Source organism: Streptomyces sp. NPDC059201 (assembly GCF_042754585.1).
Taxonomy (GTDB): domain Bacteria; phylum Actinomycetota; class Actinomycetes; order Streptomycetales; family Streptomycetaceae; genus Streptomyces.
The window spans coordinates 186,903-210,913 of the sequence record NZ_JBHZBB010000003.1 but is presented as its reverse complement, the minus strand read 5'-3'; the positions used below and the strand labels follow the sequence as shown (position 1 = coordinate 210,913).

Below are 24,011 nucleotides of genomic sequence, written 5' to 3'. Positions count from 1 at the left end.
AGTTGGGTCGGCCCGGGTCATCACCACACCCCTGCCGGGCAACCCTCCACACGTTTTAGGGAGTTCTCCATGGCCCTGTGGGACCGCATCAAGGAGTCCGCGTCGACGATGCAGACGCAACTGGTGGCGAAGAAGAACGACCTCAAGTCCGGCGCCTTCCGTGACGCCTCCATGGCCATGTGCGCCCTGGTGGCCGCCGCGGACGGCACCGTCGACCCCTCGGAGCGCCGCCGGGTCGCCCAGCTCATCGCCGGCAACGAGGTGCTCCAGAACTTCGACGCGACCGATCTCCAGCGCCGGTTCGACGCGAACCTGGACAAGCTGATCGCCGACTTCGACTTCGGCAAGGTCAGCGTGCTCCAGGAGATCGCCAAGGCGAAGAAGAAGCCGGCGGAGGCCCGCGCCGTCGTCCAGATCGGCATCGTCATCGGCGGCGCCGACGGCGACTTCGACAAGACCGAGCAGGCCGTGGTCCGCGAAGCGTGCTTCACCCTCGACCTGCCGCCGCACGAGTTCGACCTGTAGCGAGAGCCGACGTTACCGCCGCGCGAGGCGGGGAAGGCGGAAGGCATGGAGATCTCGGGCATCATCAGCGCGATCGTCATCGGCGTCGTCATCGGCACCCTCGGCAGGCTCGTCCTGCCCGGCCGCCAGCGGATCGGCGTCCTGTGGACGATCGCCGTCGGCATCGTCGCCGCCCTCGTCGGCACCGCCCTCGCGGCGGGCCTCGGGGTCGCGGACACCAAGGGGGTCGACTGGATCGAATGGCTCCTCCAGATCGGCCTCGCGGCAGCGGGCGTGGCCGCGCTGGAGAAGGCCAAGAGGCGGGGCTGACCCCGTGGGGGCGACCTGCGCCCGAAGAGCATGGCGAGGGGCCTCCGTCCATCCGGCGGAGGCCCCTCGCCATGCGCCGAGTTCGGTGGACTCCCGGGAGGAGCGTACGACCGTACCTTTAAGGTGTACGATCGTACGCGTGGCGACGGACTACTTCGCGGGCGACCCGCGCACCCAGCTGGAACGCATGCTCGCGGGCGACCTCTACATGGCCGACGACCCCCAGATCGCGGAGCGCCAGCGGCGCGCGATGAAGCTGGCCGCCGCCTATCAGGCCGCGTACCTGGACGACCCCGCGCAGGCGCGCGCCCTCCTCGGGGAGCTGCTCGGTTCCGCGGGCGAGGAGGTGGAGGTGCGTCCGCCGCTGTACGTCGACTACGGCAGCAACATCACCATCGGGGCGCGTACCTTCGTCAACTACAACCTGACGGCGCTGGACGTGGCGGCGATCACGATCGGCGAGGACTGTCAGATCGGACCGAACGTCCAACTGCTCACGCCCACCCACCCGTTGGAGCCGCAGCCGCGGCGGGACAAGCTGGAGGCGGCGCGCCCGATCACCCTCGGGGACAACGTCTGGCTCGGCGGCGGCGTGATCGTCTGCCCCGGCGTGACCATCGGCGACAACAGCGTCGTCGGCGCCGGTTCGGTCGTCACCAAGGACATTCCCGCGAACGTCGTCGCGGTCGGCAACCCCGCCCGCCCCGTCCGCGACCTCTAGGCGTCCCGCCACCATGGCCACCGGACACACCGACCCGCAGCGGCGCGAACGCATCCTCGCCGCCACCCTCGACCACATCGCCGCGGAAGGCGTCGCGGGCGTCTCCCACCGGAAGATCGCCGCCCGCGCGGGCGTGCCGCTCGGCTCGATGACGTACCACTTCACCGGCATCGACGAGCTGCTCCGCGAGGCGTTCACCCGCTTCGCCGACCACATCGTCACCGTCTTCGCGCGGCACCTGGACGGCGTGACGGGCCCGGAGCAGCTGCGCGAGGCGCTCGTCGACCTCATCCACGCGATCTCCGACGGGCCGCAGCGCGACCTCGTCCTCACCCAGGAGCTGTACACGCTCGCCGCACGGCGACCCGAGTACCGCGCGCTCACCCAGAGCTGGATGGCCCGCAGCCGCCAGCTCCTGGAGCGCCACTTCGACGCCGCCACCGCCCGCCAACTCGACGCCCTCATCGAGGGACTGACGCTCCATCGAGCGCTCGACCCCACCCCCCACGACCGCGCGCTGACGGCCGAGGCGATCCGCCGCATCACCGCCACCACTACCGCTTAGGGCTAGGCCCGGCGGTCACCGACAGCCTGCGAGGGTGCGGACCTGACACCGCGCCCTCGCAGGCGTACGTCCGCAGGTGTACGCCCGCAGGCGGGGGAGTGCGGGATCAGCCGAGCCGGGGCGGGACCCAGGTGTGGTGCCGGAGGATCATGCGGGTCGCGGTGCGGGAGGGAGTCAGCCGCATCGCGGTGTTGCGCAGGGCGACGGCCACGGGGTGGGAGAGCTGGTGGCCCATCCGGCCGGCCTGCCGGGCGGCGCGCGCGACCGCCTGGCTGCGGGGCCGGCGCTCGGAGTCGTAGCGGGCGAGCGCGGCGTCGACGGTCGGCTCGCCGGCGAGGGCGGCGGCCAGGGTGACCGCGTCCTCCAGCGCCTGGCAGGCGCCCTGCCCCAGATTGGGGGTCATCGCGTGCGCCGCGTCGCCGAGCAGCGCGATCCGGCCGACGGCGTACGAGGGGAGCGGTGTGCGCAGTTCGTGGACGTCGTGGTGCAGTACGGCGTCCGGTCGCGTCGCGTCGAGCAGGGCCGGGATCGGGTCGTGCCAGTTCTGGAACCGGCGGCGCAGCTCGGCCAGCGGGTCGGGGAAGCGCACCCCGGCGGGGAGCGTGAGGACGGCGTGCCACTCGGCCCGCCCGTCGGCGAAGGCGATGTGCCCGAACTCGGCCCCGCGCCCCCACGTCAGCTCGAAGTCGGTGCGCAGGCCGACCGGTTGCTCGGTAATGGCGCGCAGCACGGTCGAGCCGCTGTGGACCGGGCCGGGGTGGGCCGGGAAGAGCAGACGGCGCACCGTGCTGCCGATGCCGTCGGCCGCCACCACGAGATCGGCGTCGAGGACGTCGTCGCCGCAGTGGACGCGTACCGTCCCGGTCTCGTCGTCCTGCCGGACCGAATCGACCTCCGCGCCGATCCGGAGGGCCTCGGCGGGCAGGTGCGCGCGGAGCAGCCGGTGCAAGGTGGAGCGGGGTATGCCGACGATCGGGGTGCCCACCGCCTTCTCCAGCGCGGCGCCGTCCATCCGGGTCAGCCAGCCGCCGCGCGGTGTGCGCGTGCCGCCGCTGTACTGACCTCGCGCGGCGGCCCGTACGCCCTCGCCGACGCCGAGCCCGTCCAGCGCGCGCAGGCCGTTGGCGGCGAGCGAGATGCCCGCGCCGGCGTCGTCGAGCACCGGTGCGCGCTCGACGACGGTCACGTCCCAGCCGACGCGGCGCAGGCCGATCGCGGCGGCCAGCCCGCCGATGCCCCCACCGACGACCACGGCGGTACTGCCCATGCCGAACCCCCATCCGCTTCCTTCTACACCTGTAGAAAGAGAAGGCTAGCCGAGCTTCTACAGGTGTAGAAAGGGGGTATGACTTCAGACAGACGCGCCCTCCTCGCGGACGCGGCCCTCGACGTACTCGCCGACGAAGGGATGCGCGGCCTGACCCACCGCGCCGTCGACCGGCGCGCCGACCTCCCGCCCGGCACCACGTCCGCCTACTACCGCACCCGAGCCGCCCTCCTCACCGGCCTCGTAGCCCGCCTCGTCCAACGCGACCAGGCGGAACTGGAGGCGACGGCCGAGAAACTGCCGCCCCTGCGCACCGCCGATGAACTCGTGGACGGCATGCTGCTGCTCACCCGCCAACGCCTCACCGGCGAGGGCCGCCGCCGCTCCCTCGCCCGCTACGCCTGCGCCGTAGAGAGCGTCCGCGACCCCGAACTCCGCGCCCTCCTCGTCCCCCGCGAAAACGCCGCCCGCGAAGCCGTGCGCCACTTCCTATCCGCCCACGGCGTGCAAGACGTCGAAAACCGCACCCACACCCTCCTCACCTGCATCGACGGCCTGATCTTCGACCACCTCCTCACCGGCGGCGAAGTCCCCCGCGAAGCCCTGGAGGGCCTGCTCACGGCGGCTCTGCGCTAGAGCCCAGGCATGTACCCGTCCACGCCGAGGCGCGGACGGCCGTGACGGAAGGCGCCGAGCGGGTCGGCCGGCTTTCGGCCGGAGAGCGGCGGACAGAATCGGAGGGACACAGCGTGGAGCCGCACGTATCCTCCGGACCGTGACACCGACGTATGTGCTGGATGGCAGGCAGATCAGAACGCTGGAGGACTTCTGGCGCGTCACCGGCGAGGCGATCAACGGTCCGGGAGGGTACTTCGGTCGGAACCTCGACGCCTTCGCCGACTGCCTCAGCGGTGGCTTCGGGACGCCCGACGACGATGACTACGTGGTCGAGTGGCGCGACCACCACGTGTCTCGCCGGCATCTCGGCTATCCGGAGACAGCGCGCCAGCTGGAGATCCGGCTTTCACGCTGTCACCCCACGAACCGGCCTTCGGTCGGCGTCGACCTCGCCGCAGCGAGGGAAGAGCGCGGAACCACCGTCTTCGATTGGCTGGTCGAGACCTTCGACGATCGCGCTCCTGGCGTCCTGCGACTCCTGTGACACCGCCTGAGCGAATCAGGGCTTCTTCCGTGCCGGAAGGTGAGGGCGGTCATCCGACGGGCGGACAGAGGTTCCCCCGGATCGCCCTCCTGCCCCGGGATCGGGCGATACCGTAGGGAGAGACGTCAGGACGGACACAGCCAGGAGTCCAGGATGAGCCAGCAGTCGGCCGCCGCGCCCGAGTCCGTACGCCAGCCGCTCGACCAGGCCGCACGCCAGCCGCTCGACGCGGAGGCCGCCGCGTCCGTGCGGGCTTACGTGGCGGATCAGCGGGCTCGGGTCGAGCTTCTCGCGTCCGTGCTGGAGGACATCGCGGCGCACGGGTATCCGGCGGCGGAGTCCGGGCTGCTGTGGGAGGACGCTCGGGACGCGCATCTCAAGCGGCTCGCCGACGAGGAGCCGCGTGTCGCCTGAGCATGCCCCCCGCCGCGCCCAGGTCGTCCTGGTCGAGCCCGCGCTCACCCAGCTCTCCGCACTCACGGCGGCCGAGACGCACCGCCTCGACCGCGCGATCGTCGCGATCAGCGTCAACCCCGACCTCGGCACACCCGTGCCCGGCACCCTCCTGCGCGACTACACCGACGACGTCGACGGAGTCCGGGTCATCTACTACGTGACCTCGCTGCGCACCATCACGATCGTCGCGTACGTCGAAGCCTGACCCGCGACGGGACCGGGCCGCGCGTCCGTGCCGGCCGCTCGTTCCGTGGACGGGTGCGTGAGGTGCCTCGCGGGTGGTGCTATCGTCCCGTCCATGCTGCACACCGCCACCCTCGCCATGATGCGAATGATGCCCCCGCCACCGGAGGCGCTTCGCTAGCGAAGCCGTGCGCGCACAGGATGCGACGGACCCTCCGGAAACGGAGGGTCCTTTTTTTGTTGCCCGGACCCGCCCGGACCTCATCACTCGACAGAAGGCGAAGAATCCCGCCATGACCCTCCCGCCGGTCGTCTCCCTCACCGACTGCGCCGACCCCAACGCGCTGGCCCGGCAGTCCACCCGGATCGCCACCCTCTTCGGCTCCACCCCGACCGTCCTTCCCCTGACCGGACCGGACCCCGAGGGCGCCGCCGCCCTCACCCTGCTCGACCTGCTGCGCTCCACGGACCTGATCGGCGGCCCGACCCAGCCGGTGGTCGTCCTCGTCAACATCGCCCCGAGGGACGGGCACTGGCCCAACGGCGTGCCGTTCTGCTACTTCCGGTACCGGGACCACCTGGTCATCAGCACCCTGAACCCACGGGTCCTCGCCCCGCTGGCGACCTATCTGGACGTGAAGGAAGTCCAGGTCACCGACGTCCGCGAGGTGCTGGAGACCGCCGCCGCCGACTGGGCCGACCTGGCGCCGGCCGAGGTCGAGGAGATGGTACGGACCCAGTTCCGCAGCCTCTGGTACGTGCCCCTGCTCGCCCGCTGGCTCGCGGACGGCCGCCCGGTCCCGGCGCAGGCGTGGGCGGTGGACCCGTCCGACACCCCCGAGGTGCGCATCGCCGTCGTGGACAACTTCGGCAACTGCAAGCTGGACCGGCCCGCGACCGAACTGCCCGGCTACGGCGGCGCGAAGACCCTCCTCGTCCACAACCGGCTCGAAGACCGTGCCGTCCCCGTGCGCTGCTACGACCGCCTCCCCGACGTCCCCCTCGGAGAGCCCGGAATCACCGTCGGCAGCTCCGGGGTCGGATTCGCCGAACTGGTCGTCCGGGGCGGATCCGCCGCCGAGGTCTTCGGACTGGGCCAGGGCGACCCGGTCTTTCACCTCACCAGTTGACCCGTGTCATAGATTCCCGTGGTCAGGAGAGCGCCCGCCGTGACCACCCCTACTGCCCCGCCCAGTACGCGGCCCGCACCTCCCCCTCCGCGAACCACCGGCGCGGCAGGCGCAGGCCGAGGGACTGCTCCAAGGCGTGGAAGTACAGGGCGAACGTGTCGGTCAGGTCCGGGTGGTCCAGCTCGGCGCGGCGCAGGGCGCGGTTGAGGAAGTCCAGCTCGCCGCCCCGGGGGTAGGGGGCGTCGCCGCGGTCGTAGAAGATCAGCTCCAGCATGCCCAGGTCGTCGTCGACGCGGCGGCCGTCCTTCACGTAGTCGAAGGAGTAGATGGCCTTCCCTGAGGTGGCGGTGAGCCACACGCTCTCCTCGATCCCGAGCTCCGCGTACGCCTCCTTGTCGGCGAAGGCCCCCGGGGGCGTGTCGTGGTGCAGCAGGAACGTCCACTCGCCGGCCTGACCGAAGCAGCAGCTCTTCCACTGGCGGTCCCAGTGGGCCCGGCCGCCGTCCACGGCCTGGAGCTCCTTCAGGCGCGTCCCGGCCGCGACCTGGGCGGGATCGGCCCCGTACAGCAGCGCCAGCCGTTCGCTGTCGACGCTCCGCCCGGGCGCCGCGCGGAAGAAGGCGAGGACCGTGTACGGGGCCTGGTCCCGCCAGGTCTTCGCTATCCAGGCCAGCCCCTCCAGCGGGTCGTCCCCGCACGCCTCGACCGTCCCCGTGTCGTCCAGGCCGCCGGAGCGGAACCGCCTGCCCCACGCCGCGTCGATCCGCTCCAGCGACTCGGCCACCTCCTCAAGCCCGCCGCCGCGCCGACGCATCGCGGCCTCGGCGATCAGGTACACCACCTGATCGAGGTCGCGGGTGGCGAAGGTCTCCCGAGAAGGGGAGTGACGGCCGTGCACGGTGCCGAACTCGTCCAGCAGCAGGAACAGTCCCTCTTCCGCCTCCTCCTCCGCTCGCTCGGCCCACTCCTCCAGCTCGTCCTCCGAAGGCGCGACGGGCGGCAGCCCGACCCCGTGGAGCAGGGCGTGTCCGGCCGCCGTGCGCTGCCAGGCGTCCGCGAGTGTCTGCTGAGTGATCTTCATGCCGCCAGCATAGGAAGGCCCACTGACAGGCCCACTGACAGACCCGTTCACAGGCCCATTGGCAGGCCCATTGACAGGCCCACTGACAACCGGCCGGTCACCGCTACGCGTTCGCGATGACCAGCAGCGTCCGGGCGGCCGTCGGGCCCACCAGGCGGCAGCGGTGCGGGACTTCACCCCGGTGGTGCGCGCTCTGGCCGGCGCGCAGGGCCAGGGGCTCCTCGCCCTCGACCTCCAGGACGATCTCGCCCTCCAGGACGTAGAGGAAGTCCTCGCCGGGGTGCTCGAACCAGCCGCGCTCGCCCTGCCCGGGCTCGAAGTGGTGCTCGTACGCCTCCATCAGCGCGCTGCGCCCGCCGGGGATGAGGACCCGTGCGAACTGTCCGGCGGCCTCGTTCACGCGGATCACCTGGGGGTCGCTCTCGTGGCTGACCGCGCCCGGCCGCGCGGGCGGCCGGAGGAAGGTGCCGGGGGTGACGTCCAGCGCTTCCGCGATCCGGTAGATCGAGCTGAGGCTGGGCGTGGTGAGCCCTCGTTCGAGCTGGCTGAGGAAGGGCTGGGAGAGACCTGAGCGGGTGGCGAGTACGGCCATGGAGACGCCGCGCTGCTTGCGGCAGTTCCGGACCACCCGGCCGACCTCGATGGCCTCGGGCGTGGGTTCGGGGCGGGACACGCAGGTGAACGTACCGCATCACCGATCGAGGGCCGGAGCGCCCGGTGACGTTTCATGCCACCGCAACACCCTCTTCATAAGCGTCGTCAATTATTGACCTCGCTTATTAATCCCTCACGCAGAACGAGGAGTCGCCCCGTGCACGCCACCCCCTCACCGCCGCCCGGCCGGGCCTTCGGCAGGCTCGGTCCGGCCCTGGGCGCGGCAGGTGCCGTGCTCGCCCTGTGGTACCTGCTCGCCCGGTCCGGCGCGGTGGCCCCGGGGCTGCTGCCCACACCGGGCGAGACCGTGGCCGCGCTCGCCGACAGCGCCCGCAGCGGCATCCTCGCCGCGGACCTCGGCGCCAGCCTGGCCCGCGCCGGGCAGGGGTTCGCGCTGGGCGCGGTGGCGGGCAGCGCGCTGGGCTTCGCCACCGGCTACCTGCCCAGGCTGTCCGCCGCCGTCACCCCGGTCGTCTCCTTCCTGCGCCCCATCCCGGCCATCGCGCTCGTGCCGCTCGCGACCGCCTGGTTCGGCATCGGGGAGACCGCGAAACGCCTGCTCATCGCGTACGCAGTACTGCTTGCCGTCTGGCTGTACGTCCACGACGGGGTGTCCCGCGTACCGGCGTCCCACCTGCGGGCGGCCCGCTCGCTGGGCGCGCCGCTGCACCGGAGGTTCACCGAAGTGCTGCTGCCCGCCGCCGCGCCCGCGCTGCTCGCCGCACTGCGCTACGGCGCGTCGGTGGCGCTGCTCGCCCTGGTGGCGGCGGAACTGGGCGGCGCGGACAGCGGACTCGCGTACCGGCTCCAGGTCGACGGCCAGTTCCTGCGCGTGGACCGGATGTTCGCGGGACTGATCGTCCTCGGGCTGCTCGGCGTGACCGTCGACCTCGTCCTCGCCGCGGCCGGCCGCCGCCTCGTCCACTGGAGCACCTCATGAGCCTCGACGTACGCCTGGAGGGCCTGTCGGTCCGCTACGGCACCGCCCCCGTCCTGGACCGCACCGACCTGGAGCTCCCGGCCGGATCGTTCTCGGCGCTGCTGGGCCCCAGCGGGTGCGGCAAGTCCACCGTCCTCAACCTGGTCGCCGGATTCGTACGGCCCACCGAGGGGCGGGTGTCGGCGGGCTCCGAGCCGGTCCGCGGGCCGGGTCCGGAGCGGGGCGTGGTCTTCCAGCACTACGCGCTCTTTCCCTGGCGCACCGCGCGCGGCAACGTCGAGTTCGCCCTCAAACGGCTCGGACTGCCCCGCCCTGAGCGCCGGCGCCGCGCCCTCGCCGCCCTGGCCGAGGTGGGGCTCGCGGACGGCGCGGAGAAGTACCCGGCGCAGTTGTCCGGCGGGATGCAGCAGCGCGTGGCACTGGCCCGCGCGCTGGCCGCCGAACCCGAAGTGCTCCTGATGGACGAGCCGTTCGGCGCGCTCGACGCGCTGACCCGGACCCGGATGCAGACCCTGCTGCGGAAGCTGTGGCAGCGCCGCGGCACCACCGTCCTGTTCGTCACCCACGACATCGACGAGGCACTGGCCCTCGCCGAGCGGGTCGTCGTCCTCGGCGGCAGCCCTGGGCGCGTGCTCGCCGACTACGCCGTCCCCGCGGGGCCGCCCGACCCGGAGCTGCGCTCCCGCATCGCACACCACCTCGGCGCCGACTGAGCACCCACTGCCCCGCCCCTATCAACCCATCCCGAGCCCCAGCCCCATCCCCGTCTCTGGAAGGACCACCCATGTCCAGACCCCGCGCCCGTGCCGCTCTCCTGATGGCGGCTCTGCTCTGCGCGCTCACCTCCGCCTGCTCCGACGGCTCCGCCGCCTCCGGTGACCGCCCCGCCGTCACCCTCGCCACCAGCGACTACCTCGGCGGCGCACCCGTCCACGTAGCCCAGGAGCGCGGGCTGTGGGCCGCCGAGGGCATCGACGCGACCGTGACCACCCAGCCGACCGGGCGGGACGCGCTGAACGCCGTGCTCGGCGGGCAGGCGCAGCTCGGCGTCGTCGGGGACCTGCCCGCCGTCACGGCCGCGCTCGGCGGGCGTGAGCTGCGGATCGTCGCCGACCTGTCCCGGTTCTCCGACTGGCGCCTGCTGACCCGTACCGACCAGGGGATCACCGGCTTCGCCGCGCTCAAGGGCCGTACGATCGGAGTCCCGCAGGGAACCAACGTCGAGTACGCGCTCTCGCGCATGCTGGCCTCGGCGCGCCTGACGACCGCGGACGTGACGGTCGTCAACCTCGCCCCGAACCAGGTCACTTCGGCGCTGGCGCGCGGCGACGTCGACGCCGGGGTCACGTTCCCCAGCTTCTACGACGCCGCGCGCACCGCCCTCGGCGACCGCTACGCCGAGCTCCCGTTCACCGGCTACACGGCCAGGACCCTGCTCGTCGCCGGCCCGAAGGCGGCCGAGAAGACCACGACAGCGGTGCTCCGGGCGCTGGGCAAGGCGCAGCGCGAGATCGCCGACGCGCCGGCCGACGCGCGGAAGGCCGTCCTCGCCCAGTCCAAGGGCGCGCTCCAGGCCGGGTACGTGGACGCCTTCCAGCCCCGCTACGCCTACGGCTCCACCCTCTCGCCCGAGCTGCTGAACGAGCTGGTGCAGGAGGCCACCTGGGCGAAGGCCGCCCAGGACCTGCCCGGTTCCGCCGACCGCGCCACGCTCCTCAAGCTCCTGGACCCCGCGCCCCTGAAGGCCGTCGAACCGGCCGCAGTCACCGTCCGCTGAGCCGCACCCCCACCCTTCCACCGCACCCCTAGGAGACCTTCATGACCGTCGACCAGAACACCCTCCGCCGTCGTGGCGTCGGCCTGATCGCCCATGACCCCGCCCGCAGTTACGGCGGCTACACCCTCTACACGCCGATCACCAGCGCCGGCGAGATCCACCTCGTCGACATCGAGGGACGCCCCGTCCACACCTGGAGCTCCCCGCACCCGCCCGGCCGCCAGGCGCAGCTCCTCCCCGGCGGGAACCTCTTCTACGCGGCCAAGGACACCAGCAGCCCGACCCTCTTCCCCATCTGGGACGTCTACCACGGGGGCATCTTCCAGGAACTGGCCCCCGACTCCACGGTTCTGCGCGAGGTCCGCCATCCCTTCCACCACCACGACGCCACGGTCCTGCGCAACGGCAACCTCCTCATCACCACCGTCGAACCGCTCGACCCGGCCGACGCGGCCCGCATCCGAGGGGGGATACCCGGCTCCGAGGCCCCGGACGGAGTGATCTACGGGGACGTGGTCCTCGAACTGACCTGGGACGGGCGGACGGTGTGGCGCTGGGCGGCCATCGACCACCTCGACCCCGAGGATTTCCCGCTCAACGCGCACTTCGCTCGTGAGCACTGGCCCATGGCGAACACCGTCAACGAGCGCGCCGACGGCTCGATCATCGTGGGCTTCCGCAGCGCGTCCTCCGCCGTGGCCGTCGACCGCGCCGACGGCTCCGTCCTGTGGCGCGTCGGCCCCGATGTCCTCGCTCAGCAGCACCATCCGCACGAGCTGCCGGACGGCAACATCCTGGTCTTCGACAACGGCACCTACCGCGACACCACCTCGGTGCCGTACTCACGCGTGCTGGAGCTGGATCCCCGTACCGGAAAGGAGGTCTGGTCCTACCAGGACAACCCGCCCCAGAACTTCTACAGCCCGTACATGTCCAGCGCCCAGCGCCTCCCGAACGGGAACACCTTCATCGCGGAGGGCTCCTTCGGGCGCCTCTTCGAGGTGACGCCCGCCGGCGAGGTGGTGTGGGAGTTCGTGGTCCCGCAGTTCCGCTCCTTCGGCGACGGCGTGGGCCTGGAGTCCTCGGCCGGCGCCCAGAACTCCGTGTTCCGCGCCCACCGCTACTCGGCCGACCAGCTGCCCTGGCTCTGACCAGCCGGCCAGCGCGGCCTCGCCCTCAGGGCAGGGCGAGGAGGTCGTCGATCGCGGCCCGGTTCTTCTCGTCCCAGAGGACGGCCTGGTAGTCCGGGTCCGCCGACAGCCGCCGGTCGCGTCCCCGCACCGTACGCAGGGCAGCGCGTGCGGCCGGGGAGACCGTGCCGATCCTGGCGAGGCCGCTCAGCGCGCGGACGAACGCGCCGTAGTCGTCACCGCCGTCGGCGAAGCGACGCAGGTCCTCCTCCAGGCCGGACGCGCTCGGCTCCGGCCCGTCGGTGAGCGACGGCGACTCCTCCCCGTCGCCGCTCAGGCATCGGACGGCCCACGCCACGTGGCGCTGGCCGGCGGGGGAGTCGAGGACGGCACACCGGCGTACGGCGGGTGTGGCCGACGCCGCGGCCGGTCCCATGGCCGCGAGCGTGGTGAGGGCGCTCTGCGCGTACCTGGCATCCTCCAGCAGGGGGACGACCTCGGGGAGGGCGGGTGCCGCCGCAGGCCCCCACGCCGCGAGGATTTCCAGGAAGCAGGGGGTCAGCCAGCCGCCGGCGCCGTCGTCCCGGAGCATCCGCCGCACCTCGGGCAGCAGCGCCTCGGCGTGCGCCCGCAGGGGCAGGAGTACGTGTTCCACCTCCGGCAGGCGCGGCTCGGTGATGACGTACCCGCGGCTGAACTGGCCCTGGTAGGGCGCGCACAGGCGCGCGACGAGTCCCGGCAGGGCGCGCGGGTCACCGATGCGGGTCAGCGCCCAGCGGGCGTGATCGCCGACGGCGCCCTCGAAGAACTCGTCCGCGCCCGGGTCGTCGACGAGCGCCGCCAGCTCGTCGGCGTACGGCGCCGCGCGCTCACCCAGCACCGCCAGCAGGTGCGCCGCCCGGTAGCGCACACCCTCGTCCGGGTCGGAGAGCAGCGCGCCGGCGAGAGGCGCCAGCGCGGACTCGGCGGACGGCCGCCGCACCAGCAGCCGCCACCCCGCGTCCAGCGCGGCCCGGCACAAGGCGGTGTCCCCGTTCCGGCGTGCCGCGTCGGCGAGCCGGAGGACGAAGGTCAGCGCGCCCTGCGGGGCGTCCTCGAACAGGGCGGCCGTCAGGGAGACGACCGTCTCGTGGGGCAGGGGAACCTCGTAGTCCGGCAGGTACCAGACCACCTCGAATTGAGGCCGCACCGCCCGGTCGGACAGGACCTCCACCAGCACGTCCAGCTCGCGGACCGCCGCCCGAGGATCGAACGCGGACCAGGCGTGCACGGCCGCGAGCCGCATGAGGGGCTCCTCCGCCCGCAGCGCCTCCGCCACCACCGCCCGCACCCGGTCCACCATCCCGGAGCCGGTCGCGGCGGCGCCCAGCCTGATCAGCAGGGGCACGCGGACCGTGGGGTCCGTCTCGGCGTACCACCGCTCCAGCAGCTCGCCCGCGCCCTCCGCGAGGGGCAGCGCCTCTCTCCGTACCTCGGGCACGGGGTCGGCGAGCAGCGCCCGTATCCGGGGACGCTGGAGCCGCCACGCCTCCCGCCACCCCGCGTCCACACGAGCCGGATCCGCCCGCTCCGCCCCCCGGGCCAGGCTCGCCAGCAGCTCGACGAGCGTCGCTCGGGCACCCGACTCCGGATCGCGGGCGAGGGCGACGACGAACGGCAGCGCGGCGGTCTCGACCGACGCCACGCGCCCGGCACCCGGCGCGAAGCAGTCGAACAGGTCGTAGCAGTCGTCCTCGGTCGCCGCTCCGCCCTTGAGCACCAGCCGGCGCAGCGCGCGCCGCATCTCCTTGGGCGGGAAGTCCTCGACCGCCGACTCCAGCCGCGCCCACGGCACTTCGCCCAGGGCGTCGAGCAGGGCCTCGGCGGGCGTCGGTCGCATGTCGGATCAGGCTCGGTGGGCCACTGCCGCCAGGGCGTTCTTGACCTCTTGGGCCACTCGGGCCGCGTCGTCGGGGTTGTTCACGACGTCGGTGTGGTTCATGTCGACGACGAGGACGTCGCTGGCGGAGTAGTGCTTGTGCACCCAGTCGTCGTAGCCGGACCACAGGGTCCGGTAGTACTCGACGAGGCCCTCGTCCTGTTCGAAGTCGCGGCCGCGCAGCCCGATGCGGTGCAGCACCGTCTCGAAGTCCGCCTTGAGGTAGACCATGAGATCGGGCGCCTTGCGGTAGGGCAGGCCGTCGATCTCGCGCATCATCTCGTCGAGCAGCCCCTCGTACACCCGCATCTCGAGGGAGCTGATCCGGCCCAGGTCGTGGTTGACCTTGGCGAAGTACCAGTCCTCGTAGATGGACCGGTCGAGCACGCTGTCGTCCTGCTTGTACGCCTCCTTGATCGAGGCGAAGCGGGTCTGGAGGAAGTACAGCTGGAGGAGGAAGGGGTACCGCTTCGCCTGGATCTCCTCGGGGCTCGCCGAGTAGAAGAGGGGAAGGATCGGGTTGTCGTCGACGCTCTCGTAGAAGACCTCGGTGCCCAGCTCCTTGGCGAGCAGCTCGGCCACACTCGTCTTGCCGATTCCGATCATGCCTCCGACGCAGATCACCGGCATACCTCGCTTCTCCCTGGGGGTCTTCTGTTCGCGGACGGGGGCTGGGTCTCCCGTACCACTGAGACGCACGCCGATGGTCACGCGATTCCCCGGATCTTCGTGATCAACGTCATGAGGCCCGCCGGGACCGGAACCCCTGCCCCGAACCGCTCGCCCGGACCCGGCAGTGCTCCTGGACGCGGCCGCCTTGAATCTTAGATGACGATTCACCCCCGGTAGGCCCGTGGCCACGAGCGCGGGCCCGCACGGAGCGTGCGGGCCCGGAGTCACGGAAGGAGGTGGTGGGAGGTCAGGGGCAGCTGATGCGGGTGTCGCCGGAGTCCGTCGTGCAGGTGTCCGTGTTGAAGCCGCCGTTGGCGGTGTCGTTGCCGGCCACCCCGTCCACCGTGTTCAGCGAGTCGTTGCCGTAGTTGCCGAGGAGCGTGTCGGATCCCGGCCCGCCGAACAGGGTGTCGTTGTGGTAGCCGCCGTCCACCCGGTCGTTGCCCGGACCCGCGTGGACGGTGTCGCTTCCGAAGCCGGCGTTGACGGTGTCGTTGCCGCTGAGGGCGCAGATCACGTCACCCCCGTACGTGCCGTTGAGGGTGTCGTTGCCACTGGTTCCGATGAGGGTGCACCCGCGGTTGTTGTTCACCGTCGTGGCACGGGTCGCGGTGTTGTTGCCGGGCGTCGGGTCGGTCTGGGCCGCGCTCGCCGTCGCCGTGTTCGTGAGCGTGCCGGTGCGCGAGGGCTCGACGACGAGCGTCACCGTGGCCGTGGAGCCGGAGGGGCTGCCGGCCGGGTTCAGCGTCCCGATCGCGCAGGTGACCCGGCCCGGGACGGTCGTGCAGCTGCCCCGGTCGGTGGTGACCGACAGGACGGTGGCCGTGCCGGTCAGGGTGTCGGTGAGCTGGACGTTCGTGGCCGCGGCCGTGGCGCTGTTGTTCGTGACGCGCACGGTGTACGTGGCGGTGTCGCCGATGCTGACCGCGCTCGGCCCGCTGTTCGTCACCGACACGTCCACGCCCGCCGGCGGCTCGGTGCCGCCGCCGCCCAGGTAGCGGGCCAGGCCGCGGTGGGCCTCCAGGCTGCTGGGGGTGCCGGCGAGCCCGGCGGCGACGATCTTGCCGTCGGCCTGGAGCGCCACGCGCGCGGCCGCGTCGCCGGGGCCGCCGAAGTCGGTCGTCACCCGCCCGTCGCCGCCGAAGTCCGGGTCCAGGCTGCCGCCGGTGTTGTACCGGGTCACCGCGAAGTCGCCGCCGTAGGAGCCGGCCGCGACGATCCGCCCGTCCGACTGGAGGGCCACGTCCGCGGCGCCGCCGTCCTCGGGCCCGAAGGCGGTGGTGAGGCGGCCGTCGCCGTCGAAGCTCGGGTCCGGGGCGCCTCCGGTGGTGAACCTCGCCACCAGGAAGGCGTTGCCCTCCTTCCCGGCGACGACGATCCGGCCGTCCGGCTGGAGGACCACGCCCCTGCCGGACCCGGCGCCCGTGGTGACCCGCCCGTCGCCGTCGAACGTCGTGTCCAGGCTGCCGTCGTCGTGGTAGCGCGTCAGGGCGAGACCGTCGGCGCTCCCGACCGCGACGATCTTGCCGTCCGCCTGCGCCGCCACGTCACCGACCCCCTGGCAGCAGGTGGGTCCGAAGGGGGTGGTGACCCGGCCGTCCCCGCTGAAGGCCGGGTCCGGGACGCCGGAGGAGTCCCAGCGCACCAGCGTCCACAGACCGTTGCTCGACCCGCCCGCGACGATCTTGCCGCCCGGCATCACCACGACCGCCTCCGCGGTCTCGATCGCGTCGACGTCGATCTCGGTGAGCACCTTGCCGCCCTCGCCGAAGCTCGTGTCGAGGCTGCCGTCGGGGAGGTAGCGCGCGGCGGCCCAGGCGCCGTTGCCGCCCCAGTCGGTGGACCCGCCGACCGCGACGATCTTGCCGTCCGGTTGCAGGGCCACGCCGCGGCCCTCGTCGTTGTTGGCGCCGACGAAGTCGGTGGTGACGATGCCGTCGCCGCCGAACGTCGCGTCCAGGCTGCCGTCGGGGTGGTAGCGGGTCAGGGTGAAGTCGCCGGAGGTCTCGTCGGAGTAGCCGTACCCGATGGTGACGATCTTGCCGTCGGCCTGTACGGCCATGCCGTCGGCGCCCGCGTACCCGCCCAGGTCCGTGACGACCCTGCCGTCCCCGCCGAACGAGGGGTCCAGATCGCCGGGCGCGGCCGACGCCACCGCTGGCAGGCCGAGCACGAGCGCGAGCGCCGTGGCGCCCACCGCGCCCGCGCGCCCGGCCCGTGGCCATGGGGTTCTCAAGGACATGCGTGCTCACTCCGTCCATCGGATCCTGGGGCCCACAGCTTTCGGGTACGCCGCCGGGCGCCGGGCCCGCGACGGGCCGTACTGCGCCTACTGGACGGCCCGGCGCCACCCCCAGGGGTGAGCACGGAGGCAGAGCAGTGCTCTCGGTACGGCTCCGATGCCTCAGCCGGTGCCCTCGATACGGGCGACCGCCGCGCTCGCCGCGTCGCGGAGGGCCTCGTCCGCCGCCACGCTGCCGCAGTGCCGCCATGCGGAGGCCAGCAGGGCGGCGAGCGGAGGCAGCGCGGGAGCGGCCGGGCCGCCGATCTCGCCCAGGAGTTCCACCGTGCGCCGCGCGATCCACGGGTCGCGGAGCCCGTCGTCGCAGGTCAGCGTCCCGAGCAGGACGGGCACCGCTTCCGCCGGGTCGCCGGTCAGCCGCCACCACGCCTCGGCCGCGTGCGTCAGGGCGCGGGGTCCGGTCGAGCCGGGGGCCGTCCGCGACCGCCTCAGCACGTCCCGTAGGGCATCGGCGTGGACGCGAGCGGTCGGACCGAGCTCGGCGAGGAGGTGGAACGGGCCTTGCGCACCCCGCCGTACGGCAGATCCCAGCACGGCGAGGGCCGGTTCCGGATCGCCGGTGACGCGCCAGTACGCCCACGCCGCCGTCGGGGCGCCGGCCCACGGCATCCCGGGCTCCGGCGCACCGCCCGCGCGCCGGGGCGGGCGGCTGACCCCCAGCGCGAGCGAGCGCAGCGCCGGGGCGGCGGTGCGGGCCGGGGGACCGATCCGCCCGAGGACCGCGGCCGTTTCCCACGCCCAGGGCCCGGACAAGCGTGGCAGCAACTCCGGGATGGCCGGGGCCGCGACCGGACCCCAACCGGCCATGACGCGGAGCAGGGGCGGTACGTCCGGGTCGTCCGGGCGGTTGCCGCGCAGCCGCGCGACCGCGCCGGGCAGCAGTTCAGGAGCCCACGCGACGGGCAAGGCGACCGCCGCCGGCCAGGGCAGGTACCACCGCTCGGGGAGCCACCGCAACGCCCGCCGGTCACCGATCCCGGCCAGGGCGGCGACCGCCCCGCGGATGCCGGCGGTCTCGTGCGGAGGGGCGTTCCGCAGCCACTCCGCCAGCCGGTCGGCCTGCGGGCCGGCGCCGGACCCGGCGCCGTGGAGGGCCCGTCCGGCGGCGTCGGCCGTCCACCCACCCGCCCGGAGGCCGTCGACGATGGTCTCCCAGAGGCGCTCGGGCGCGTCCCGGCGCGTCATCAGCCAGGTACGGGCCACGAGCACGGCGCCGGTCGAGACCGGCGCGGGCGGCGGGGGCGTCACGCCCGCCGCCAACGCGGCGAGCTGGTCCGGATGCCCGGCCAGCCGACGCGCCCATGCCTCCGTCTCCTCCCGCCGGTACGCCGCCCACGGCGGCCTCGGCCAGGGCTGCTCGTCCACCTCCGCGAGCGCCCGTCCGACGACCTGCCCGAAGCCGACCGGCCACGGAGCGGACGCCCCCGAGGCCGCCCGCTGCCGGAACACCCACTCCGCAGCGGCGAGCCGGACGAGCGCGGACGGGTGGCGCAGGTCGGCATGACCGGGGTCGTCGGACAAGTGGGCGGGCAAGTCGTCGGACAGGTCGTCGGGCAGGTCGCCGGGCGCGAGGGCGGCGAGCGCGCGCAGCCGGGAGGCCCGCGCGCTCGGCGCGGCATCGTCGGCCAGCCCGTTCCGCAGCGCGCCGACCACCTGGGCCGTCACGCCGGGGTCCCCGCCCGGGCCCAGGGCCCCGAACAGCCAGGCCGCCATGGTCCGCACGCCCGGCGACGGGTCCCCGACGAGACGGAGGAGCGTCGGCCGCAGCGGGAGGAGGACGGCACGGCCTGCGGGCCCGGGCACGTGGTCGTCGACCCGGCAGGCGAGGATGGCGAGCAGCTCGACGACCCGCCCCCGGTCCGCCCCGTCGAGCACCTCGCGCAAAGCCGCCGCGCTCTGCTCGGCAGGCACACTCCCGTCAGCGCGCAGCACCATGTCCGCAAGGTCACGGACCGCGATCTCCCCGACAGCCATGGCCTCCCCCTTCGACCCGAACCCGTACCCGGGTCGGTCCCCGTACCCGTCCCCGTACCCGAACCGGTACCTGTCCCCGTACCGCGCCCAGATCATCGCACCACCCGGACGCCTCCGGTCCTACCAGGACGCCTTGGTCACTCCCGGGAGGAAGCCGGCGTGAGCCTGCTGGCGCGTACGGACGCGGGAGAGTCCGAACGTCCGCAGATAGCCGCGCGGGCGTCCGTCCACGCTGTCGCGGTTGCGTACGCGGGTGGCGCTGGCGTCGCGTGGCTGGCGGCGCAACTCGGCCTGGGCGGCGTCGCGTTCGGCCGGGGTGGAGGAGGGGCGGCGGATGATCTCCTTGAGCTCGGCGCGGCGGGCGGCGTACCGCTCGACGATCTCCCTGCGCTGTTCGTTCCGCGCGATCTTGCTCTTCTTCGCCATCAGACCTTCCCCCCTCGGGCGCGGATCCGGGCCACGGCGGACTCGATGCCGATGGCGTCCACCGTCTTGATCGCCCTCGCGCTCAGCGTCAGCCGGACGTGGCGCCCCTCGCTGGGCAGCCAGTAGCGCTTGCGCTGGATGTTGGGGTCGAAGCGGCGTGAGGTCCGCCGGTGCGAGTGGGAGATGTTGTTGCCGAATCCCGGCTTGGCGCCGGTCAGTTGGCAGTGGGCCGACATGGGTGTGATCACCTGTCTCACTGGTCGTGGGTGTTGGTAATGGAAATCATTGTCATATACTAGCGGCATGGCACGCAACGAGATCCGCCCCGTCATCAAGCTCCGCTCGACCGCGGGCACCGGATTCACCTATGTGACGCGCAAGAACCGGCGCAACGACCCCGACCGCCTGACGCTCCGCAAGTACGACCCCGTCGCCGGCCGCCACGTGGACTTCCGCGAAGAGCGCTGACGCCCCTCCCCAAGGTCCACCTCCACCCTCCGCCCCCGAAAGGCCCTGCCATGAAGCCCGGGATCCATCCCGCCTACGAGCCGGTCGTCTTCCGCGACTCCGCCTCCGGCACCGCGTTCCTCACCCGCACCACCATGACCAGCGACAAGACGATCGAGTGGGAGGACGGCCACACGTACCCGGTCGTCGACGTCGAGATCTCCTCCGCCAGCCACCCCTTCTACACAGGCACGGCACGCGTGCTCGACACGGCCGGCCGCGTCGAGAAGTTCGAGCGCCGCTACGGAGCCCGCTGATGCGCGACGACCGCCGACTCCCCGTCGTGATCGTCGCCGGGCTGCACGCCGAAGCAAGGACCGAGGTGGTCGACCGCCTCCTGGCGGCCGTCCCCGGGAGCGTGGCGCTCCACCACGACCTCGCGGGAGCGCCGGACGGTAGCGTCGTCCGGTCGGTCCGCGACGCCACCGGGACCCTCTCCCTCGGGGAGACGCCGCTTGTCAACGACTGTGCCTGCTGCGCCCTGCGCGAGGACCTCGTTCCGGAACTGGAGCGGATGGCCGACGCCGGACTGACCCGCCTCGCCGTGGTCGAACTCTGGGACTCGGTCGAACCGAAGGCCATGGCGGAGGTGATCGCCGGACACGGCGGCGACCGGCTCGTCCTGGCGAACGTGATCACCGCCGTCGACCCCGCGCTCGTCCTCCCCTGTCTCGCCAACGGCGACGATCTGCGCGAGGCCGGGCTCGCCGCCGCCCCCACCGATCATCGGACCGTCGGGGACACCTGGGCAAGGCAGTTGGAGTACGCGCCCGTCCTCGCCGTCGTCGACAACGACACGGCCGACGCCGAAGACCACGCGCTTCTCGGCCAGTTGCACCCCACCGCCCAGCGCGTGAGGGCCGCCGACCCCGGGGAACTGGCGCGGGCCGTTCTCGCCGCCGCCGAAAAGGGCGAGGGCTTCGACGTGGAGGCAGCGGCCGCCGCTCAGCATCCGGCGTGCGCGCTGCTGCCCCAGGAGGCGGACGAGTCGGGCGTCGCCACGTTCGTCTGGCGCCGCAGGCGCCCGTTCCACCCCGAACGCCTTTACCAGGCACTCGAAGACCTGTGCTGCGCCGCCGCCCGGAGCCGCGGCCGCTTCTGGCTCGCCGACCGCCCCGACACCCTCCTCGCCTGGGACGCGGCGGGCGGAGCGCTCTGCGTGGAGAGCGCGGGGCCCTGGCTGGCGTCGCTCCCGGACGCGGCCTGGGAACTCGTTCCGCCCGTACGCCGCGCGGCCGCCGCGCTCGACTGGCATCCCGAGCACGGCGACCGCTGCCAGCACCTCGTCTTCACCTCGCCCGGCCTCGACCGCGACGGCCTCGAACGCCTCCTGGACTCCTGCCTCTTGACGGACGAGGAGTACGGGTCGGGGCGCGATTCCTGGACGCGGCTCCCCGCCGCCTTCGACGCCCTCCTCGACGCGGCCTGACACTCACCCACCCACACGCACGCGCCCCCTCACCGTGACGGGGCCTCCCCAAGGAGACACGACGCCGCCATGGCCCGACGACACGAACCCCGCAAGCCCGCCACGCCCCGCCCCAACCCGCTCGACGCGGCCGGCATCACCTTCATCGACTACAAGGACACCGACCTGCTGCGGAAGTTCCTCTCCGACCGGGGCAAGATCCGCAGCCGGCGCGTCACCCGCGTGACCGCCCAGCAGCAGCGGGCCCTCGCCGCCGCCGTCAAGAGCGCCCGCGAGATGGCCCTCCTGCCGTACGCCACCCGCTGACGACCGCCAGGGCCGGACCGGACCCGGACCCGGACGGACCCGGACCCGGACGGACCCGGACCCGGACCCGGACCGGACCGGACCGGACCGGACCGGACCGGAACCGGACGGGCGTACCCGGGTGCGCCCGGAGTTAACGATCTTGAGCCGGGGCGGTCACGGACAGCGTGGCTCGAAAGAGACCCAATGCGCGGTCTTTCGCCGCAGGGGATGAATCGTTCCCCCGATTCCCCCGCGGCCCGCAGCCCGAGGTCTCCATGGCGCGTTAGGCAACACGAAACCCGCTCTCACCCCCGTTGCCCCGCATCGCCATGCCCGTACCGACACGCCCGTACCCCCGCGCGTGCTCGGTGCTTGTCCCCCTCCGGAGACCTTCATGACCACCGCCCCGGCTCCCACCCGGGTCCGGATCGCGGCATCCTGCCGCGCCCTGACCGAGGCCCCCGCCTTCTCCCTCACCGTCCTGGCCGTGATCCTCTGCAACGCCGTCCTGCTCGGCGCCGAGACCTACCGGGGCTTCGCCGCCGACCACGCTGACGAACTCCGCTGGGCCGAGCACGGCTGCCTCGCCTTCTTCACCCTGGAGATGCTGCTGCGCCTGGGCGCCCACGCCGACCGGCCCCGGGACTTCTGGCGCGACGGCTGGAACATCTTCGACCTGATCGTCGTGGCGTGCGCCTACATCCCCTTCGTACGGGAGAACGCCACCGTCCTGCGGCTGCTCCGCATGGTCCGCGTGCTGCGCACCGCCCGCTTCCTGCCCCAGCTGCGCATCCTGTTCATCGCGGTCTCCCGCAGCCTGCCCGGCACCGTCAGCTTCCTCTTCGTCGGCGCCGTCATCCTCTACGTCTACGCGATGGTCGGCTGGGTCTGCTTCGGCTCCCACGACCCCGCCCACTTCGGCTCCCTGGGCCGCGCCCTGCTCACCCTGTTCCTGCTGATGACGCTGGAGGGCCTCCAGGACGCCATCTACAACGGACTGTCCATCTCGCGCCTGAGCCTGCTCTATTACGGCTCCTTCGTCCTGCTCGCCTCGTTCGTCCTGGTCAACGTCCTCATCGGCGTCGTCCTCAACAGCCTCGACGAGGCGCGCGAACTCGACGACGCCGCGCTCGACGCGGACCGGCGCGCCCCCCGCCCGGCGAAGCCCGGGGCCGACCCGGCGGCGGTGCACTACCACGAGCTCGCCGCGCGCATCGCCGACATGCGGCAGGCGCTGGACGTCCTCGAACAGTCCCTGGCCGCGCAGCCGCCCGCCTCCCGCGAACAGGACCGTATGACGACCATCGCCTGACCTGTGGCATCCCGCTCGACAGCTCACGGATGATCAGGTTAGCCTGCCCTAAGTTGAGTCCGGGAGGGGGGACGCGACGTCCCTCGTGCTCCCCTCGTCCCGGTCGGTCGCCGCCATCGGCCCGGACAGGCGAGGCGCGCACCGAGAGAACCCCCCCGAGAGGAACGTCCGTGTTCACTGGTACGCGTCCCGCACGCCCGCGGTTCGTCGGACAGCTGCCCCAGGTGGCCATAGCCGCGGTCGCCGCGCTCGCCCTGTCGGCCTGCGGCGGCGGCTCGGAGAAGGCGGAGTCGAAGCCCGAGCCGAAGCAGGAGACCTCGGCGCCGGGCGGCGCGGCGGCGTCCGCCTTCCCGGTCACCGTCGAGCACAAGTACGGCAGCACGACGATCGACAAGGAGCCGAAGCGGGTCGTCACCCTCGGCCTCTCCGACCAGGACGCCGTGCTGGCGCTGGGCGTCACGCCGGTCGGCGCGGTGGACTGGTTCAAGGAGGACCCGTACGGCAAGTGGCCGTGGACGAAGGACAAGTGGGGCTCCGCGAAGCCGGAGATCGTGGGCGAGCGCGACGAGTACAACATCGAGAAGATCGCCGCGCTCAAGCCGGATCTCGTCATCGCGCAGTACTCCGGCATGAAGAAGGAGCAGTACGACACGCTCTCGAAGTTCACGAAGGTCGTCGCCCAGCCCAAGGGGCTGCCCGACTACGGCGCTTCCTGGCAGGTGATGACCCAGCAGATCGGCAAGTCCCTCGGCAAGACCGCCGAGACCGACCAGCTGATCGCCGGCATCGACGCCCGCTTCAAGGCCGTCCGTGACAAGCACCCGGAGTGGGCGGGCAAGACCCTCGCCGTCGCCGACAGCTTCGAGGCCGGAAAGTACTCGGCGTTCACGAAGACCGACCCCAAGTCGATCTTCTTCCAGGAGCTCGGCTTCCAGCTGAAGCCCGAGATCGACACGCTGGCCAAGCCGGGCTGGAACGTCGCCGAGCTCAGCGCCGAGAAGCTCAACGTCCTCGATGTCGACCGCCTGGTCTGGGTCACCTCCAGCACCGACGCCAACACCCGCATCAAGGCCGAGCCGCTCTACAAGAAGCTCAAGGTCAACCAGGAGAAGCGCGACCTGTTCGTGCCGTACCAGGACCCGGACATCGGCGCCGCCTTCTCCTTCAACACGGTCCTCTCGATCCCCTACGCGATCGACGAGATCGAGCCGCTCCTGACGGCCGTCAAGTAACCCTCGCTCCCGTACCGGCGCCGCCCGCGAAGTCTCCTTCCGCGGGCGGCG

Annotated in this window: 28 protein-coding genes; 19 read left to right on the top strand and 9 right to left on the bottom strand. The window is 72.7% G+C overall.

The window, feature by feature from the left end:
- Positions 1-69: 69 nt before the first annotated feature.
- The 4 genes from ACFXMG_RS11400 (at position 70) to ACFXMG_RS11385 (ending at position 2,120) form a co-directional block, all read left to right on the top strand.
- Positions 70-525 carry a tellurite resistance TerB family protein gene (locus ACFXMG_RS11400; protein ID WP_383814629.1) on the top strand — a complete coding sequence of 152 codons (456 nt, stop codon included), beginning with the start codon at positions 70-72 and terminating at the stop codon, positions 523-525.
- A gap of 45 nt (positions 526-570) precedes the next feature.
- Positions 571-834, top strand: coding sequence for a GlsB/YeaQ/YmgE family stress response membrane protein (locus ACFXMG_RS11395; protein WP_383814631.1), 264 nt, complete (start codon positions 571-573; stop codon positions 832-834).
- A 139-nt stretch (positions 835-973) separates the two neighbouring features.
- Positions 974-1,555, top strand: a complete 582-nt coding sequence (locus ACFXMG_RS11390; RefSeq protein ID WP_383814632.1) for a sugar O-acetyltransferase — start codon at positions 974-976, stop codon at positions 1,553-1,555.
- Between the two features lie 13 nt (positions 1,556-1,568).
- Positions 1,569-2,120 (top strand): TetR/AcrR family transcriptional regulator, encoded by a 552-nt coding sequence (locus ACFXMG_RS11385; RefSeq protein WP_383814634.1) that lies wholly within the window; start codon positions 1,569-1,571, stop codon positions 2,118-2,120.
- Between the two features lie 106 nt (positions 2,121-2,226).
- Here ACFXMG_RS11385 and ACFXMG_RS11380 read toward each other — a convergent pair whose 3' ends face one another.
- Positions 2,227-3,387 carry an FAD-dependent monooxygenase gene (locus ACFXMG_RS11380; RefSeq protein WP_383814636.1) on the bottom strand — a complete coding sequence of 387 codons (1,161 nt, stop codon included), beginning with the start codon at positions 3,385-3,387 and terminating at the stop codon, positions 2,227-2,229.
- 78 nt (positions 3,388-3,465) lie between these two features.
- Here ACFXMG_RS11380 and ACFXMG_RS11375 point away from each other — a divergent pair, with 78 nt between their 5' ends.
- The 5 genes from ACFXMG_RS11375 to ACFXMG_RS11355 all read left to right on the top strand — a co-directional run bounded on the left by ACFXMG_RS11375 (position 3,466) and on the right by ACFXMG_RS11355 (position 6,318).
- Complete coding sequence (locus tag ACFXMG_RS11375; RefSeq protein WP_383814637.1) at positions 3,466-4,023, top strand: TetR/AcrR family transcriptional regulator; 558 nt, start codon at positions 3,466-3,468, stop codon at positions 4,021-4,023.
- A gap of 139 nt (positions 4,024-4,162) precedes the next feature.
- Complete coding sequence (locus ACFXMG_RS11370; RefSeq protein WP_383814639.1) at positions 4,163-4,549, top strand: barstar family protein; 387 nt, start codon at positions 4,163-4,165, stop codon at positions 4,547-4,549.
- Between the two features lie 153 nt (positions 4,550-4,702).
- A complete protein-coding gene (locus ACFXMG_RS11365; RefSeq protein ID WP_383814641.1) occupies positions 4,703-4,963 on the top strand; it encodes a hypothetical protein in 261 nt (86 codons plus the stop codon).
- Positions 4,953-5,210 (top strand): hypothetical protein, encoded by a 258-nt coding sequence (locus ACFXMG_RS11360; RefSeq protein ID WP_383814643.1) that lies wholly within the window; start codon positions 4,953-4,955, stop codon positions 5,208-5,210. Before ACFXMG_RS11365 ends, ACFXMG_RS11360 begins: the two co-directional genes overlap by 11 nt.
- Positions 5,211-5,481: 271 nt before the next feature.
- A complete protein-coding gene (locus tag ACFXMG_RS11355) occupies positions 5,482-6,318 on the top strand; it encodes an SAM hydroxide adenosyltransferase (protein ID WP_383814645.1) in 837 nt (278 codons plus the stop codon).
- Positions 6,319-6,367: 49 nt separating this feature from the next.
- Here the strand turns inward: ACFXMG_RS11355 and ACFXMG_RS11350 are convergent, their stop codons facing one another.
- Both ACFXMG_RS11350 and ACFXMG_RS11345 read right to left on the bottom strand, forming a co-directional pair.
- Positions 6,368-7,399: a hypothetical protein gene (locus ACFXMG_RS11350; protein ID WP_383814646.1), complete on the bottom strand. Its 1,032-nt coding sequence runs from the start codon at positions 7,397-7,399 to the stop codon at positions 6,368-6,370.
- A gap of 103 nt (positions 7,400-7,502) precedes the next feature.
- Positions 7,503-8,072, bottom strand: coding sequence for a helix-turn-helix domain-containing protein (locus ACFXMG_RS11345; protein ID WP_383814648.1), 570 nt, complete (start codon positions 8,070-8,072; stop codon positions 7,503-7,505).
- Between the two features lie 138 nt (positions 8,073-8,210).
- Here ACFXMG_RS11345 and ACFXMG_RS11340 point away from each other — a divergent pair, with 138 nt between their 5' ends.
- The 4 genes from ACFXMG_RS11340 (at position 8,211) to ACFXMG_RS11325 (ending at position 11,921) form a co-directional block, all read left to right on the top strand.
- Positions 8,211-8,993: an ABC transporter permease gene (locus ACFXMG_RS11340; RefSeq protein ID WP_383814650.1), complete on the top strand. Its 783-nt coding sequence runs from the start codon at positions 8,211-8,213 to the stop codon at positions 8,991-8,993.
- Positions 8,990-9,706 carry an ABC transporter ATP-binding protein gene (locus tag ACFXMG_RS11335; protein WP_383814651.1) on the top strand — a complete coding sequence of 239 codons (717 nt, stop codon included), beginning with the start codon at positions 8,990-8,992 and terminating at the stop codon, positions 9,704-9,706. The genes ACFXMG_RS11340 and ACFXMG_RS11335 overlap by 4 nt, the downstream gene beginning before the upstream one ends.
- A 71-nt stretch (positions 9,707-9,777) precedes the next feature.
- A complete protein-coding gene (locus tag ACFXMG_RS11330) occupies positions 9,778-10,770 on the top strand; it encodes an ABC transporter substrate-binding protein (RefSeq protein ID WP_383814653.1) in 993 nt (330 codons plus the stop codon).
- A 41-nt stretch (positions 10,771-10,811) separates the two neighbouring features.
- On the top strand, positions 10,812-11,921 hold the full coding sequence (locus ACFXMG_RS11325; RefSeq protein WP_383814654.1) for an aryl-sulfate sulfotransferase: 1,110 nt from the start codon (positions 10,812-10,814) through the stop codon (positions 11,919-11,921).
- A gap of 25 nt (positions 11,922-11,946) precedes the next feature.
- Here ACFXMG_RS11325 and ACFXMG_RS11320 read toward each other — a convergent pair whose 3' ends face one another.
- From ACFXMG_RS11320 to rpmB, 6 genes are all read right to left on the bottom strand, one after another.
- The gene (locus ACFXMG_RS11320; RefSeq protein WP_383814655.1) at positions 11,947-13,779 is read right to left on the bottom strand and encodes a hypothetical protein; all 1,833 of its coding nucleotides are present in this window, start codon (positions 13,777-13,779) and stop codon (positions 11,947-11,949) included.
- A 6-nt stretch (positions 13,780-13,785) separates the two neighbouring features.
- Entirely contained in the window at positions 13,786-14,448 is a 663-nt protein-coding gene (locus ACFXMG_RS11315) for a deoxynucleoside kinase (protein ID WP_383814657.1), read from the bottom strand.
- Positions 14,449-14,737: 289 nt separating this feature from the next.
- Positions 14,738-16,732: a calcium-binding protein gene (locus ACFXMG_RS11310; RefSeq protein WP_383814659.1), complete on the bottom strand. Its 1,995-nt coding sequence runs from the start codon at positions 16,730-16,732 to the stop codon at positions 14,738-14,740.
- A gap of 162 nt (positions 16,733-16,894) precedes the next feature.
- Positions 16,895-18,766 carry a hypothetical protein gene (locus ACFXMG_RS11305; protein WP_383814660.1) on the bottom strand — a complete coding sequence of 624 codons (1,872 nt, stop codon included), beginning with the start codon at positions 18,764-18,766 and terminating at the stop codon, positions 16,895-16,897.
- 120 nt (positions 18,767-18,886) lie between these two features.
- Positions 18,887-19,192, bottom strand: coding sequence for a 30S ribosomal protein S14 (rpsN, locus tag ACFXMG_RS11300; RefSeq protein WP_383814662.1), 306 nt, complete (start codon positions 19,190-19,192; stop codon positions 18,887-18,889).
- Positions 19,192-19,428 carry a 50S ribosomal protein L28 gene (gene rpmB, locus ACFXMG_RS11295; protein WP_383814664.1) on the bottom strand — a complete coding sequence of 79 codons (237 nt, stop codon included), beginning with the start codon at positions 19,426-19,428 and terminating at the stop codon, positions 19,192-19,194. Before rpmB ends, rpsN begins: the two co-directional genes overlap by 1 nt.
- A gap of 67 nt (positions 19,429-19,495) precedes the next feature.
- On the opposite strand from rpmB, the gene rpmG reads away from it, so the two are divergent.
- From rpmG to ACFXMG_RS11265, 6 genes are all read left to right on the top strand, one after another.
- Positions 19,496-19,660: a 50S ribosomal protein L33 gene (gene rpmG, locus ACFXMG_RS11290; protein WP_383814666.1), complete on the top strand. Its 165-nt coding sequence runs from the start codon at positions 19,496-19,498 to the stop codon at positions 19,658-19,660.
- 50 nt (positions 19,661-19,710) lie between these two features.
- Positions 19,711-19,956 carry a type B 50S ribosomal protein L31 gene (locus tag ACFXMG_RS11285; protein ID WP_383814668.1) on the top strand — a complete coding sequence of 82 codons (246 nt, stop codon included), beginning with the start codon at positions 19,711-19,713 and terminating at the stop codon, positions 19,954-19,956.
- The gene (locus tag ACFXMG_RS11280) at positions 19,956-21,128 is read left to right on the top strand and encodes a CobW family GTP-binding protein (protein WP_383814670.1); all 1,173 of its coding nucleotides are present in this window, start codon (positions 19,956-19,958) and stop codon (positions 21,126-21,128) included. The genes ACFXMG_RS11285 and ACFXMG_RS11280 overlap by 1 nt, the downstream gene beginning before the upstream one ends.
- Positions 21,129-21,197: 69 nt before the next feature.
- Positions 21,198-21,434, top strand: coding sequence for a 30S ribosomal protein S18 (rpsR, locus tag ACFXMG_RS11275; protein WP_383814672.1), 237 nt, complete (start codon positions 21,198-21,200; stop codon positions 21,432-21,434).
- Positions 21,435-21,810: 376 nt separating this feature from the next.
- A complete protein-coding gene (locus ACFXMG_RS11270; RefSeq protein WP_383814673.1) occupies positions 21,811-22,728 on the top strand; it encodes an ion transporter in 918 nt (305 codons plus the stop codon).
- Positions 22,729-22,898: 170 nt separating this feature from the next.
- Complete coding sequence (locus ACFXMG_RS11265) at positions 22,899-23,960, top strand: iron-siderophore ABC transporter substrate-binding protein (RefSeq protein WP_383814675.1); 1,062 nt, start codon at positions 22,899-22,901, stop codon at positions 23,958-23,960.
- The last annotated feature ends 51 nt before the right edge of the window (positions 23,961-24,011 follow it).

What these genes read in the sequence shown, in the direction of transcription:
- ACFXMG_RS11400 (WP_383814629.1), top strand. Translation starts at nt 70, where the DNA reads ATGGCCCTGTGGGACCGCATCAAGGAGTCCGCGTCGACGATGCAGACG.
- ACFXMG_RS11395 (WP_383814631.1), top strand. Translation starts at nt 571, where the DNA reads ATGGAGATCTCGGGCATCATCAGCGCGATCGTCATCGGCGTCGTCATC.
- ACFXMG_RS11385 (WP_383814634.1), top strand. Translation starts at nt 1,569, where the DNA reads ATGGCCACCGGACACACCGACCCGCAGCGGCGCGAACGCATCCTCGCC.
- ACFXMG_RS11380 (WP_383814636.1), bottom strand. Translation starts at nt 3,387, where the DNA reads ATGGGCAGTACCGCCGTGGTCGTCGGTGGGGGCATCGGCGGGCTGGCC.
- ACFXMG_RS11375 (WP_383814637.1), top strand. Translation starts at nt 3,466, where the DNA reads ATGACTTCAGACAGACGCGCCCTCCTCGCGGACGCGGCCCTCGACGTA.
- ACFXMG_RS11365 (WP_383814641.1), top strand. Translation starts at nt 4,703, where the DNA reads ATGAGCCAGCAGTCGGCCGCCGCGCCCGAGTCCGTACGCCAGCCGCTC.
- ACFXMG_RS11355 (WP_383814645.1), top strand. Translation starts at nt 5,482, where the DNA reads ATGACCCTCCCGCCGGTCGTCTCCCTCACCGACTGCGCCGACCCCAAC.
- ACFXMG_RS11350 (WP_383814646.1), bottom strand. Translation starts at nt 7,399, where the DNA reads ATGAAGATCACTCAGCAGACACTCGCGGACGCCTGGCAGCGCACGGCG.
- ACFXMG_RS11335 (WP_383814651.1), top strand. Translation starts at nt 8,990, where the DNA reads ATGAGCCTCGACGTACGCCTGGAGGGCCTGTCGGTCCGCTACGGCACC.
- ACFXMG_RS11330 (WP_383814653.1), top strand. Translation starts at nt 9,778, where the DNA reads ATGTCCAGACCCCGCGCCCGTGCCGCTCTCCTGATGGCGGCTCTGCTC.
- ACFXMG_RS11325 (WP_383814654.1), top strand. Translation starts at nt 10,812, where the DNA reads ATGACCGTCGACCAGAACACCCTCCGCCGTCGTGGCGTCGGCCTGATC.
- ACFXMG_RS11320 (WP_383814655.1), bottom strand. Translation starts at nt 13,779, where the DNA reads ATGCGACCGACGCCCGCCGAGGCCCTGCTCGACGCCCTGGGCGAAGTG.
- ACFXMG_RS11315 (WP_383814657.1), bottom strand. Translation starts at nt 14,448, where the DNA reads ATGCCGGTGATCTGCGTCGGAGGCATGATCGGAATCGGCAAGACGAGT.
- ACFXMG_RS11310 (WP_383814659.1), bottom strand. Translation starts at nt 16,732, where the DNA reads ATGTCCTTGAGAACCCCATGGCCACGGGCCGGGCGCGCGGGCGCGGTG.
- ACFXMG_RS11305 (WP_383814660.1), bottom strand. Translation starts at nt 18,766, where the DNA reads ATGGCTGTCGGGGAGATCGCGGTCCGTGACCTTGCGGACATGGTGCTG.
- rpsN (WP_383814662.1), bottom strand. Translation starts at nt 19,192, where the DNA reads ATGGCGAAGAAGAGCAAGATCGCGCGGAACGAACAGCGCAGGGAGATC.
- rpmB (WP_383814664.1), bottom strand. Translation starts at nt 19,428, where the DNA reads ATGTCGGCCCACTGCCAACTGACCGGCGCCAAGCCGGGATTCGGCAAC.
- rpmG (WP_383814666.1), top strand. Translation starts at nt 19,496, where the DNA reads ATGGCACGCAACGAGATCCGCCCCGTCATCAAGCTCCGCTCGACCGCG.
- ACFXMG_RS11285 (WP_383814668.1), top strand. Translation starts at nt 19,711, where the DNA reads ATGAAGCCCGGGATCCATCCCGCCTACGAGCCGGTCGTCTTCCGCGAC.
- ACFXMG_RS11280 (WP_383814670.1), top strand. Translation starts at nt 19,956, where the DNA reads ATGCGCGACGACCGCCGACTCCCCGTCGTGATCGTCGCCGGGCTGCAC.
- rpsR (WP_383814672.1), top strand. Translation starts at nt 21,198, where the DNA reads ATGGCCCGACGACACGAACCCCGCAAGCCCGCCACGCCCCGCCCCAAC.
- ACFXMG_RS11270 (WP_383814673.1), top strand. Translation starts at nt 21,811, where the DNA reads ATGACCACCGCCCCGGCTCCCACCCGGGTCCGGATCGCGGCATCCTGC.